This is a genomic window from Janthinobacterium sp. NKUCC08_JDC (assembly GCF_019345575.1).
Lineage (GTDB): Bacteria > Pseudomonadota > Gammaproteobacteria > Burkholderiales > Burkholderiaceae_D > Janthinobacterium > Janthinobacterium aestuarii.
In genome coordinates this window covers 32,215-44,984 of record NZ_JAHKQW010000005.1, presented here as the reverse complement: position 1 = coordinate 44,984, position 12,770 = coordinate 32,215, and the positions used below count along the sequence as shown (strand labels likewise).

The window sequence follows — 12,770 nt, the reverse complement described above, 5'->3', positions numbered from 1 at the left end:
GCTTACGATGACCTTACACGAAGACAAACCGATCCTGCTGCTGGTCGACGATGAAGCGACGAATCTGCAGGTGCTGCGCCAGATCCTGCAGGACGATTACCGCCTGCTGTACGCCAAGGATGGCGAGAAGGCGCTGGAGCTGGCGCAAAACAACCCCGTCGAACTGATCCTGCTCGACATCATGATGCCCGCGATGACAGGCTATGAAGTGTGCCGCCAGTTGAAGGCCATGCCGGCCACCGCGCCCATTCCCGTCATCTTTGTTACCGCCCTGTGCGACGTGAAGGACGAGGCGGACGGTTTTGACGCGGGTGCCGTCGATTACATCACGAAACCCGTCAGCCCGCCCATCGTGCGCGCCCGCGTGCGCACGCATCTGTCGCTGGTGGACGCCGAGGAATTGCGCCGCTCGCGCCTGCAGGTGATCCAGACCCTGGGCCAGGCCGCCGAATACAAGGATAACGAGACGGGCATGCACGTCATCCGCATGAGCTATTACGCGCGCCAGCTGGCGCTGGCGGCCGGCTACAGCGCGGCCAGGGCGGAAGATCTATTGAATGCGGCGCCCATGCACGATGTCGGCAAGATCGGCATCCCCGATGCCATCCTGCAAAAGCCGGGCAAGCTCGATGCGGACGAGTGGCAAGTCATGCGCCGCCACGCGGAAATCGGCGCGGCCATCATCGGCGAGCACGCGAGCGGCTTGCTGAAAATGGCGCGCACCATCGCCCTGACGCACCACGAAAAATGGGACGGCAGCGGCTATCCGCAAGGCTTGAAGGGCGAGGAAATCCCGCATGAAGGCCGCATCGTCGCCATCGCCGACGTCTTCGACGCCCTCACCAGCGAACGCCCGTACAAGCGCGCCTGGACGATCGACGAAGCCATCGCCACCATGCAGCGCGACAGCGGCACCCACTTCGACCCGGACTTGCTGGCGCTGTTCATCGAGCAGCTGCCGGCCATGCTGGAGATCAAGGACAAGTGGCGCGAGCCGGTGTGATGCTGGCAGCACGGCAGGCTGGTAGGTCGGATTAGCGGGGCAAAGCCCCGCGTAATCCGACAACGCTGTTGGCGCTGTCCAAAGTGAAGCTAACAATGTTGTCGGATTACGGCTTCGCCTAATCCGACCTACGATTGCCAGCCCAGCCATGGGCACCAGTCGGGTAGGTCGGCTTAGCGCGGAGCGCGTAAGCCGACATCACCATGGGCGTGGCCAATAATGTTGTCGGATTACCGCCTGCGGCCTCGGCCATGCTGGAGATCAAGGACAAGTGGCGCGAGCCGGTGTGATGCTGGCAGCACGGCAGGCTGGCAGGTCGGATTAGCGGGGCAAAGCCCCGCGTAATCCGACAACGCTGTTGGCGCTGCCCAAAGTGAAGCTGATAATGTTGTCGGATTACGGCTTCGCCTAATCCGACCTACGGTTGTTAATCCGCCAGCCGCAAAATCCGCCGTATCTCCAGAATCGCCTGCGGGCTTTCCTGCACGCTGTGCCACGAGGGGATGACTTTTTCCGACAGGGCGCCGTCGAGGTGGGCGCTGGCGTAGGGCACGACGCCGTCGCTCGATTCCGCCAGCGGCAGGTCCGGCGTGTCGTTGCCCATGATGGAGTAGTAGCGCACGTTCGGGCTGATGGGCAGGTCGGCCACCAGGCGCACGAACGGGTCCTTGTCGCTGAGGTTATCGATGCTGTTAGGGATGCGCAGCGGCTCGCTGCTGCCCGTGTCGAGCTGCGCCAGGCTGCCGGCCGCGTCGGACAACTGGTCGAGCATGGTGATGGGCAGCGTGACGAGGTTGGCGATCCAGCGCGCCACCTTGTGGTTGGCGAACGAGGTGCCGCGGTGCGGCGCGGCGATGAAGATGGCGCGGTTTACCTGCGGCATGGCCGTGAAATTCAGATAGGGGGCCAGTCCCGCACGGACTTTTTCCGCCTTCTTGCCCTTCAAATTGTATTCTTCCGTGATGGCGTCGAGCAGGGTGTTGCTGGCGTCGGAGACCATCAAGCGCGCCAGCACGCCACCCATGCTGTGGCCGATCAAGACCATGTCGTTGGCCGCGTCGGCCTTGGCGGCAGGGTCGAACTGCGCCAGGGTCGCGTTCAGCGCCTTGCGGATGGCGGCGTTGTTGGCGGCCAGCGGCGCATTGCTCGGGTAGTACACCTGCCAGATCTGGTAGCGGCGGCGCAGCTGTTCGTCGCCCATCAGTTCATTCGCCACGTTGATCCACGCTTCCGGGCTGCTGGCCAGGCCGTGCAGCATGACGATGGTGCGCTTGTTCGGATCGTAGGGCTGCATCAGATGCACCTGCGGGCGCGAAATGCCGTCGGCGCTGCCGAACAGGGTGCGCAGCGCCTGCACGCCGAAGCCGGAGCGGGCCAGCCACAGGCCATAGCCGGCCGTGAAGTTGGCCGCCACCGGCAGTTCCTGTCCCGCCATGCGCGTCGATTCGCTGCGCGTCGGATCGACCAGCATCACCAGCAGCTGCTGCGTGGCCAATACCTCCTGCAGGCTGTTGCCGTCGAAGCGGATCAGCGCCGTGACGACGGGGAAACGCGTCTCCTGGTATGGCACATACTCGCCTTTCGGCGCCCGGGGCTTGGGCATGACGGCCACCAGGTCGGCGCCGAAGCCGTCGCGCCGGTACACATTGCGCAGGCCGGAAAACGACAGCGAGGTGGCCGGCAGCAGTTCGTCGGGCAGGGTGCCGTCATCGGGCAGGCGCAGGGCAGACAGTTCGCTGTCGATCTGCCAGCCGGCGACGCGGATCACATTGCCGTCGGGGCGGTACTCGCCACGGTGGCGGAACAGATTGCCGACGGCCTTTTGCACGGCATAGTTGTAGTAGTCGCGGATTTGCGTCTGACGTTCCTCGAAGGCGCGCTGGCCCGGCGTGCGCGTCGTGTAGAACAGGTAGGCATACGCGTAGCGGGCCGATTCGAGCCATGCGGCCAGCGTTTCGGCGCTCGGATGGCCGCCCTGTTTTTCTTCCGCCAGCGCGCTTTCCAGCCACAATTCGGACAGGGTGGCCAGGCGCTGTTCGTCGCTGAGCAGTTCGGAGCGGGCCAGGTCGGCGCGGCAGCTGCCCGTATTGGCTTCGCAGGCGGCGATGTCGCTGCCGATGATGCGCAGCACCTCGCTGGCCGAGGCGCTGAGTTTGCCCGTGGTGAGGATGTCGCCGCGCCGCTGCTGCAGATAGTCGGCCGGTGAAATGGAGCTGACGGTGACGGCGGCGCAGCCGCTCAGCAGCGCCGCCGCGCACAGCAGGGCGCCCAGGCGCAGGCGCCGCATCAGCGTGGCCCGCATGTCAGAACGAGTAGACCAGGGTCAGCGAGGTTTGCGTATCCGTGTTCTTCTTATCGTCCGGCACGCGCGTGTCGTTGCGGGCGCTGAAGGCGGCCTTCATCTGCATGGTGCCGTTGATTTTCGTGCTGAGGGCTGTTTCGGCGATCGAGTGGGTGTTCGAGGTGCCCCGTTCCACGCTGACCGTCTGCGTGAACATGGCCGACTGGCTGATCTTCCACTTCATGGCGGCCGCACCGCGCACCGTCAGGCCGTGTTCCGATTCACCCGCGTCGTTGGTACCGCTGAAGTAGCCAGGACCGAATTCCACGTCGACGCTTTTGTCTGTCGACTGGTACCAGCGCGAGCCATGACCGACGGCCAGGGTCGAGTACTTGGTGTAGGCGCCGAACTTGTCGTTCACGTGCGAGGCCAGCACGAACAGTTTTTCATGGTCGGCCATCAGCTTGTAGGCCGCCTTGGCGGAGGCGGAAAAGCGTTCGGCCGAGCGTTCGCGCACTTTCTCGCCATCGTCGTTCGTCGTTTCGTCTTCCTTGAAATAGCCGCTGAAGATGTACTGGTTGCTCCAGTCATCGAGTTCCTGGCGCGCGTCGATCTTGCCCGTGACGGAAGTGCCGACTGTGTTGCCCGAGGTGGTGATGGCGCCCAGTTCGGCGGAAGTGCTCCAGCTGCCGATGGGGATTTCATCGAACAGCATGCTTTGTTTGGTATCTGCTGCGGCGGCGCTGCCGCAAGTGATGGCCATGGCCAGCGCCAGTGCGAGAGAGTGGGTCGATTTCATGGCTGTATCGGTTTGTGGCGCGCGCCAGGCGCGCCTGATGTTCGTTAGTGGCAGTGATGGTTTGCAGGCCGCGGCAAGCCGGGAGGCGCCGATAAAAAATGCGCGCGCGGGCGCGGCCAAACATTGTCGAGGCTGTATTGTACCCGACCCTGTGATCGCGCGTCGCACGCGGCGGGGCTGGCAAGTGGCGCGCGCCTGGCGTATGCTGCGCCTATTTGCTGCCTGATCTTTACAAGGAATTCCCCGTGCGCTGCCTGGTCATCGAAGACGAAGCCGAAACTTCCCGCTATATCTGTGCCGGCCTGCGCGAGGCGGGCCACGACGTTACCGCATGCGACAATGGCATCGACGGCATGCGCCTGGCCTGCGGCGAAGACTGGGATGCGCTGGTGCTCGACCGCCTGCTGCCCGGCGAGATCGATGGCCTGGCCATCGTCGCGCGCCTGCGCGGCATGGGCCGCAACACGCCCGTGCTGGTGCTGTCGGCCCTGTCCAGCGTCGACGAGCGCGTGCGTGGCCTGCGCAGCGGCGGCGACGATTACCTGTCAAAACCGTTCGCCATCGACGAACTGCTGGCGCGCATCGAGGCGCTGCTGCGGCGCGCCGCGCCCGTGCCCGAATCGACGCAGCTGCAGGTGGCCGACCTGGTACTCGACATGCGCACCATGCGCGTGACGCGCGCCAACCGGCAGATCGCACTGCAGCCGCGCGAATTCCGCTTGCTCGAATACCTGATGCGCCACCAGGGCCAGTCCGTCACGCGCGCCATGCTGCTCGAAGCCGTGTGGGACTACCATTTCGACCCGCAGACGAACGTCATCGACGTGCAGGTGAGCCGCTTGCGCACCAAGGTGGACAAGGAATTTTCGCCGCCGCTGATCCATACGGTGCGCGGCGTCGGCTACACCTTGGGCGTGATCGACAGTGCGTAATTTGCACCGTTCGATCGCGGCCCGCCTGGCGCTCGGCTATGGCGTGCTGGTGGTCGTGTCGATCAGCATCGTCTGCGCCGTGTTCTATTTCGGCACCATCGGTGTGCTCGATCGCAGCGTGGACCGCAAGCTGACCCTGCTCTCGGAGCGCCTCGCCGCGCTGTACGAACAGGGCGGCAGCAGCCGCACGACGGCGGAAATCGCCCATTTGCTGACCGACCGCACCGACAGCGACACGGAGATTTTTTTGCTGGTGGATGCCGATGGCCGCCGCGTGGCGGGCAATCTGACGTCCTGGCCCGACGTGGGCAGCCCCGTGGGCCACCTGCTGCACCGCGACGTCACGCGCGAAGGGCGCAGGGTGCCGGCGCGCATGCTGATCCGCGATCTCGATGGCGGCGCGCGCCTGTTCGTCGGGCGCGACATGGAGGAGGGCAGGTCGATCCGCGCCCTCGTGCTGCGCTCGCTGGCCTATGGCGGCGGGGCAGCCATCCTTCTCGTGGTGGCCGGGGCCTGGCTGTTCCGCCGCCAGCTCGAGGCGCGCATCGGGCAGATCCGCCGCACGGCGGGCGAAATCGAGGCGGGTGACCTGAGCCGGCGCATTCCCGTCTTCAGCGAAGATGAATTCGGCTTGCTGAGCCGCGACATCAACCGCATGCTCGACCGCATCGAACACCTGATGGAAGGCGTGCGCCACGTGTCGAACGCCATCGCGCACGACCTGCGCACGCCGCTGGGCCGCATCCGCAACAAGCTCGATGGCGCCTTGCGCCAGCAGCAGGGCGTGGCAGGCTACGAGAGCGCGGCGCAGGCGGCCATCGACGACATCGACGACCTCACGCGCGTGTTCGACAAGCTGCTGCAGATCGCCGCAGCCGAATCGGGCATGCGTCCCGAGAATTTCGACGATATCGACCTGCACCAGATCGGCGCCGATATCGTGGAAATGTACGAGGCCACGGCCGACGAGCAGGAGGTGCTGCTGGTGCAGATGTATGGCGAGGGCGTACCGGCGCGCGGCGACCGCAACCTGCTGGGCAGCGCGCTGGCCAGCCTGGTCGACAACGCCATCAAATATGCGGGGCCGGGCGCCACGGTGGAAGTGTCGGCCGGCAGCGATGAGCGCGGCTGCTGGCTGGCCGTGCGCGACAACGGCCCCGGTGTACCAAAGGAAGAACTGCCAAAACTGACGCAGCGCTTCTATCGCCTGGACAAGAGCCGCCACCTGCCTGGCAATGGCCTGGGCCTGTCCATCGTCGCGGCCATCGCGGCGCTGCACGGGGGCAGCCTGGAGATCGAGGATGCGGCGCCGGGCTTGCGGCTGCGATTCAGGCTCGCCGGACTTGCGGCCCGCTAAACCTGCTTTACCAGCTGCCAGCTTATTGAAGGCGTAATATTGTCTTATTTGCTTCTTAATAAAACATCATGATATAATTTTTACACTTTTTGTGGCAAGCCCATACGCGGCAGCTCGTGCCCGTTGCCGGCTGGTCGCATCGAGTGATCGCCATATCTGCCTGGTTCTCATTGCTGGCGCGGTGCGTCAGTTCGACAGACCGATACCCGGAGTAAATATGGCTGGTGCTGGCATGAAGAGTGGTCATTTCAGTGGCCGTATTGTTTCCCTCGATGGTTTGCGTGGCGTGGCCGCGATGCTGGTCGCCGTTTATCATCTGCCGGCCATATTCGGTTTCAAGATCACGCACGCCTACCTGGCGGTCGACTTTTTTTTCATCCTTTCCGGCTGGGTCATGGCGTATAGTTACGAAGAGCGCATCCGGCTTGGCATGCCATTCAGGGAATTTCTGCACAACCGTTTTGCCAGGCTGTATCCGCTATACGCCGTAGCGCTGTTGCTGGCTCTTGGCGCCACCCTGATCAAGAGCCGCATTGGTACCACGTCGGCAAACATCGCGTGCTTCTTGCCCAATGCACTGATGCTGCCCTGCTTGCAGGATGAGGGCCCTTCCTTCCCATTGAATGGACCAAGCTGGTCTATTTTCGTAGAGGTAGCCATCAACCTGATCTGGTTCTTCGCCGTTCGCGTGGGCATGCACACTTTGCGCTGGAAGCTCGCGCTGCACTTTTTCTCAGCGCTGATGCTTTGGGGATTCGCCGTATGGGTGAACCGCTACCTGACCGGGCATGAGTCCGATGATGTACATGAAGGATTGCTGCGTGGTCTGCTGGGATTTGCAGGTGGTTTGCTGTTGTTCCAATGCCGGATGCATGCCTGGATATTGGCCTATTTTGCGGTCCTGGCGCTTGGCGTGTTGGCATCCTTTGTCGCTGGTGGTGATACCGCAGATGTCATACCGCTGGGTCTCTTCGTGATGGGCGTAATGCCGGCGACGGTATGGCTTGCCGCCAAGCTGCGGCCTGCGATGCTCGAAGGCCGTACAGCGGCCTTTCTGGGTGACTGTTCGTATGCCATCTACCTGCTGCACGTGCCGCTGGCCATGATGCTGCAAAAGCCGCTGCGCCTGATGTTTCCGGGAACGGGCATATCGGCTTACATGATGAAGGCAGTGATTTTCACCACCATTCTGCTCTTTGTCAGCAGCATGAGTTATCGCTTGCTGGAAGTACCGGCACGGCGCTGGCTGCTGAAACGGCTCAAACGCGACGTCATGGGGCCCGCAGCGGGCTCGATCCGGTGAGGTAATTGCGCGCGAGGCGCCGAGCTGACATTACCAACTTGTAACCCCCTTCATTTTCACCTCCCCCTATCATCCGCTCTACCCGGCGTGGAGCGGCTGCCAGCGTGCAGCCGCCTGTTCCGGGCTGCCTGCGGCCGTCGCCGTGTCCCGTTCATCAGACCCGTCATAGAGCCGTTCGCATGCGTACTTTTATCGCCACCGGCGACAACGCCGCGCCACAGCAGGCGCCACTGCGCCAGCATGGCCACCGCATCAAGGCCGCGCTGGGGGCCATCGTCTTTCCCCGGCAGCGCGCGCGCTGGCAAGCGTTCATCGCCGCGACGCCGGGACTGCCGGCGCTGGCGCAAGCCCATCCCAGCCTGCTGTACAAGATCTATCGTCCCTACGCCAACCGCCATTTCGGCTGCGCGGCGCGGGTGGACCTGCTGCGCGGGCATTACCGCTTCCTGTGGCAGGCGGGCGCGCGGCCGCTGGTGGAGTACGCGGCTCGGCGCGCGCTGGTGCTGGCCGCCATCGAAGGCAAGGATGGCGCCACCTACCGCCTGAAATTGACGGCCATCCGCGACAGCCACCGCGAAGGGGAACTGTGCCTGCGCCTGACACGCGACGGCGTGCCGCTGTACCTGGCCAGTTTCCTGTTCCGCCCCCAGCTTGGCGGCGCCGTCATCCAGCTGGGCGCCTTGCAGGGCTTGCGTTCCCCCGCTGGCGCGCAGGCGGTGAAAGAGGCCACGCGGGCGCTGCATGGCTGCCGGCCGAAAAACCTGCTGGTGGCCGCCTTGCGCGACTTCGGTGATTTCTTCGGCTGCGGCCATCTGGAACTGGTCAGCAACGCCAACCGCATCGCGCTGAACTGGCGCCGGCGCCGCCATATCTTGTGCGACTACGACCTGGCGTGGCGTGAACTGCATGCGCAGCCCGTCAGCGACGGCAATTTCCGCCTGCCATGCGGCCCCTGCCGGATGCCGGACCTGGCCCTGGTGCCGTCGAAAAAGCGGGCCGATGCGCGCCGCCGCAGCGCCATGCTGGTGCAACTGGCGGCCGACATGCGCTGGCAAGTGGCGGCCCTGCTGCACGCACAATGACGGCGCGGGGCGGGTTTTTTGACCTGTGCGGCTTTTTTGCCGGGCGGTCCGGCGCAACTGGCGTGATCGGCGTATACTTACCGGCGTTGTTAACCTGAAGCCAGTCACCCCATGCCAGCACAATTCCCCACTTCGCGCATGCGCCGCCTGCGCGCGACCCCGCAACTGCGCGAGCTGTTCCGCGAAACCGAGATCAATCCGCGCGACCTGGTCCTGCCGATCTTCGTCGACGAAGGCAGCAGCGATTTCATCGATATCAAGTCCATGCCCGGCGTGCGCCGCATTCCCGAAGCAAAGCTGGCGCAGGAAGTGGAGCGCTACGCGCGCGCCGGCCTGCGCTCCGTCATGACCTTCGGCATTTCGCACCACAAGGATAGCCACGGCACGGACACCCTGAACCCGGACGGCCTGGTGGCGCGTATGTCGCGCATCATTAAGGACGCCGTGCCGGAAATGGTGGTCATGTCCGACACCTGCTTCTGCGAATACACGGACCACGGCCATTGCGGCATCCTGCATGGCGACACGGTCGACAATGACAGCACGGTGCTGAACCTGGGCAAGCAAGCCGTCATCGCGGCCCAGGCGGGCGCCGACATCATCGCGCCATCGGCCGCCATGGATGGCCAGGTGGCGGCCATCCGCAGCGCGTTAGATGCGGCCGGTTTCCACGACACGCCCGTGATGGCGTATTCGACCAAGTTCGCCTCCGGCCTGTACGGCCCGTTCCGCGACGCGGCCGGCAGCACCCTGAAGGGCGACCGCAAGACCTATCAGATGGACCCGATGAACCGCCGCGAAGCCGTGCGCGAGTCCCTGATCGACGAAGCCGAAGGCGCCGATGCGCTGATGGTCAAACCGGCAGGCGCCTACCTGGACATCATCCGCGACCTGCGCGAAGTGACGCGCTTGCCGATTGGCGCCTACCAGGTCAGCGGAGAATACGCGATGATCAAGTTCGCCGCGCAAGCCGGCGCCATCGACGAGCGCCGCGTGGTGCAGGAAACCCTGGGCGCCATCAAGCGCGCGGGCGCGGACATGATCTTTACGTATTTTGCGATGGATGTGCTGAATAATCCGAATTGAGCATACCCGGCGTTTTTCTCACCCCGAAAGCAAATTCCGGGGTCAGACCCGGCGGGTCTGACCCCAGCATTTACGCTGTTGGGGTTCTTTCTGCATTCCCCGCCTCCCATGCCCCTGAAAATCTCCCGCATCCTGCACGCCGGCTATGTCTTCGAATGTGAAGGCACGGCCATCGCCTTCGATCCCATCGTCGAAAACCCGTTCAGCCGCAACTGCCACGCGTTTCCGCCCGTACGCTTCGACCTCGATGCCGTGCGCCGGCTGCGCTGGGATGCCGTCTTCATCTCGCACTTCCACGATGACCACTGCTCGCTCGACAGCCTCGATGTGCTCGACCGCGCCACGCCCATCTATCTGTACTGCGTCTTCGACGAACTGTTCGCGATGCTGCGCGCGCTGGGGTTTACGCAGGTGCGGCGCCTGCACGTGGACGTGCCCGTGCAGGTGGGCAGCATCGAGGTGATCCCGCGTCGGGCGCTGGACGACGATGTCGACTCGCTGTTCCAGGTGCGCGCGGACGGGCTGAACGTGCTGAACGTCGTCGATTCCTGGATCGGCCCCGAGACTTTGGCACAGTTGGCCGCCTTTGCGCCGTGGGACATGGTGCTGTGGCCATTCCAGACCATGCGCGAAATCGCCGTCATCGCGCCATCGCAGGCGCAGCCTGGCCCCGTCGAGCTTCCCGACGACTGGGTGCCGCAGCTGCGCGCGCTGGCGCCACGGTACATCGTGCCCAGCTCTTGCCAGTTCGTGCAGGAAGACTGGTCCTGGTACAACCACGCGATGTTCCCGATTACCTACCGCCGCTTTGCCGATGAAATCGGCGCCGCGCTGCCCGAGGCGCACATCTTCCGCCTTGATCCGTCCACCTCGGTGCTGCTCGACGCGCACGGCGTGACGCCAGCCACGCCGCTGCCCTGGGTCATCCCCGCGGGGCCGCAAGACGTGGATTTCGACTACCGCCCCGAGGCGCCGCCGCCCGCCACGGCGGACATCGCGCGCCACTTCGCGCCCTTGAGCGATGCCGACGCGGCGCTGGTGTTCGATTTCTGCCGCCACGGTTTGCTTGAACGCTACCGTGACATGGAGCTGTCCGAGGACAGCTACTTCCAGCAACCGCGTTTGTGGCGATTGTCGCTGTACGGCCATAACGGTGCGGCCACCGTCCTGCATTACCGCACGCACGGCGACTTGATCGACCTCGTACCGGAGACGGACGAGGCCCCCGGCTGGACGACCGAGGTGCCGCTGGTGAAATGCCATGCGGCGCTGGTGCTCGGTGAATCGCTGACGTCGATGTACATGCGCATCAACGATGGCCCTTTCGATGCCGAGGCGCGGGTGGAGCTGGACGAGGCCGACATCGTCGACGACCCGCTGATCCGCTGCCTGTTCAACGACGCCATCGGCGCCTACCAGGCGGCGCAGCTCAAACGCTTGCTGGCCCGCTGAAGAAAGTCGCGTGACAGGGTAAGATAGCTGCTTCTGACTAGAACGGGAAAGACACCATGGCACAAGACAATGAAACGGCAATCCTGGCCGGCGGCTGCTTCTGGGGCGTGCAAGACTTGCTGCGCCGCTATCCGGGCGTGATCGCAACACGTGTGGGCTACAGCGGCGGCGACGTGGCCAACGCCACCTACCGCAACCATGGCACGCATGCGGAAGCGATCGAGATCATTTTCGACCCGAACACCATCAGCTACCGCAAGATCCTGGAATTCTTCTTCCAGATCCACGACCCCAGCACGGAAAACCGCCAGGGCAATGACCGCGGCACCAGCTACCGCTCAGCCATCTATTACACGAACGACGAGCAGAAAAAGGTGGCCGAAGACACCATCCGCGACGTCGACGCCTCCGGCCTGTGGCCCGGCAAGGTGGTGACGGAAGTGGCGCCGGCCGGCCCGTTCTGGGAAGCGGAACCCGAGCACCAGGATTACCTGCAGCGCTTGCCGCACGGCTACACCTGTCATTACATCCGGCCGGACTGGGTCTTGCCGCAGCGCGGGCAGTAAGGACGCAGATATGCGTTACTGGCGCGTCGAGCGGCGGCAGGCGGAAGGGCAGCTGGACTTCGGGCGTACCCTGGAGCTGATGGCTGCCCTCGGCCATGCCGACGTGAATGCGGTCGCCGGGGCTATCCTGAAGACGGTCAGCACGGTCGCGCCGATTGCCCAGTGCACGATCTTTGCCTATGAATTCGGCAACCGGCCACGGACTGTCGCCGTGGCTGACCGGCGCGGTGGACGGTTCCTGCAAGATATTGCCGACAGCTACGCGCGCCATTACTACGCGCTCGACGGCAACCAGCGCGTGATCGCGCCGGCGCCGGGGCGGAAAATCGATCCCTCCATCGTGCTGCACCAGCAGGCCAGCGACGAGATCGACCATCCCGGCTACCGCGCCGCCTGCTATCAAAAACCGAATGTGTCGGACCGGCTATCCCTGCTGGTGCAGCCGGCCGGCGATATCTGGCTATCCGTCAATTTCTACCGCGACAGCAGCCAGGGCCAGTTCCAGGCCGGTGAAGTGGCCGGCATCGAAACCCTGTCACCGCTGTTTGCCCATGCCGTCAAGCATCACTACAGCCTGAACGGCCAGAATACGCAAGGCGTCGCGCCCATGATGCTGGCAAGGCTGCGCCAACATTGCCCGGCCTTGAGCAAGCGTGAACTCGATGTGCTGCGCTGCGTGCTCGAAGGTCTCACGGCCGTGGAAATCGCCGAGATCATGGGCGTGCAGCCGTCCAGCGTGACGACTTACCAGAAGCGCGCCTATAAACGCCTGGGCATTTCCAGCCAGCGCCAGTTGTTCGCCCTGTGCATGGCGCCAGCGCCTGTCTAGTTCCTTCGATGTAGCAATGGCTCCGCCTTTCTGACTGTTTTGGCCGCAAAATGTCCCCAAAATGGGGACAGCCGGCGGCA

11 protein-coding genes are annotated in these 12,770 nt (G+C 64.2%); 9 read left to right on the top strand and 2 right to left on the bottom strand.

Features of this window, described 5'->3' with window-relative positions; translation table 11 throughout:
* The first annotated feature begins 7 nt into the window (after positions 1 to 7).
* Positions 8 to 1,003, top strand: coding sequence for an HD domain-containing phosphohydrolase (locus tag KO538_RS14555; protein ID WP_219328719.1), 996 nt, complete (start codon positions 8 to 10; stop codon positions 1,001 to 1,003).
* A gap of 427 nt (positions 1,004 to 1,430) precedes the next feature.
* Here the strand turns inward: KO538_RS14555 and KO538_RS14550 are convergent, their stop codons facing one another.
* Positions 1,431 to 3,305, bottom strand: a complete 1,875-nt coding sequence (locus KO538_RS14550) for a triacylglycerol lipase (RefSeq protein ID WP_257620372.1) — start codon at positions 3,303 to 3,305, stop codon at positions 1,431 to 1,433.
* Position 3,306: 1 nt separating this feature from the next.
* A complete protein-coding gene (locus tag KO538_RS14545) occupies positions 3,307 to 4,083 on the bottom strand; it encodes a YdiY family protein (protein WP_034755788.1) in 777 nt (258 codons plus the stop codon).
* 245 nt (positions 4,084 to 4,328) lie between these two features.
* Here KO538_RS14545 and KO538_RS14540 point away from each other — a divergent pair, with 245 nt between their 5' ends.
* The 8 genes from KO538_RS14540 (at position 4,329) to KO538_RS14505 (ending at position 12,690) form a co-directional block, all read left to right on the top strand.
* A complete protein-coding gene (locus tag KO538_RS14540; protein WP_034755791.1) occupies positions 4,329 to 5,015 on the top strand; it encodes a winged helix-turn-helix domain-containing protein in 687 nt (228 codons plus the stop codon).
* Positions 5,008 to 6,372, top strand: a complete 1,365-nt coding sequence (locus KO538_RS14535; protein WP_219328718.1) for a HAMP domain-containing sensor histidine kinase — start codon at positions 5,008 to 5,010, stop codon at positions 6,370 to 6,372. The genes KO538_RS14540 and KO538_RS14535 overlap by 8 nt, the downstream gene beginning before the upstream one ends.
* Before the next feature lie 217 nt (positions 6,373 to 6,589).
* Complete coding sequence (locus tag KO538_RS14530; RefSeq protein ID WP_219328717.1) at positions 6,590 to 7,675, top strand: acyltransferase; 1,086 nt, start codon at positions 6,590 to 6,592, stop codon at positions 7,673 to 7,675.
* 179 nt (positions 7,676 to 7,854) lie between these two features.
* Positions 7,855 to 8,757, top strand: coding sequence for a DUF535 family protein (locus KO538_RS14525; RefSeq protein ID WP_219328716.1), 903 nt, complete (start codon positions 7,855 to 7,857; stop codon positions 8,755 to 8,757).
* Positions 8,758 to 8,868: 111 nt separating this feature from the next.
* Positions 8,869 to 9,843 carry a porphobilinogen synthase gene (gene hemB, locus KO538_RS14520; protein WP_219328715.1) on the top strand — a complete coding sequence of 325 codons (975 nt, stop codon included), beginning with the start codon at positions 8,869 to 8,871 and terminating at the stop codon, positions 9,841 to 9,843.
* A 108-nt stretch (positions 9,844 to 9,951) separates the two neighbouring features.
* Positions 9,952 to 11,295 carry an MBL fold metallo-hydrolase gene (locus KO538_RS14515; protein ID WP_219328714.1) on the top strand — a complete coding sequence of 448 codons (1,344 nt, stop codon included), beginning with the start codon at positions 9,952 to 9,954 and terminating at the stop codon, positions 11,293 to 11,295.
* Between the two features lie 56 nt (positions 11,296 to 11,351).
* Positions 11,352 to 11,861 (top strand): peptide-methionine (S)-S-oxide reductase MsrA, encoded by a 510-nt coding sequence (msrA, locus tag KO538_RS14510; RefSeq protein WP_219328713.1) that lies wholly within the window; start codon positions 11,352 to 11,354, stop codon positions 11,859 to 11,861.
* A gap of 10 nt (positions 11,862 to 11,871) precedes the next feature.
* Positions 11,872 to 12,690 (top strand): helix-turn-helix transcriptional regulator, encoded by an 819-nt coding sequence (locus KO538_RS14505; RefSeq protein ID WP_219328712.1) that lies wholly within the window; start codon positions 11,872 to 11,874, stop codon positions 12,688 to 12,690.
* Positions 12,691 to 12,770 lie beyond the last annotated feature (80 nt).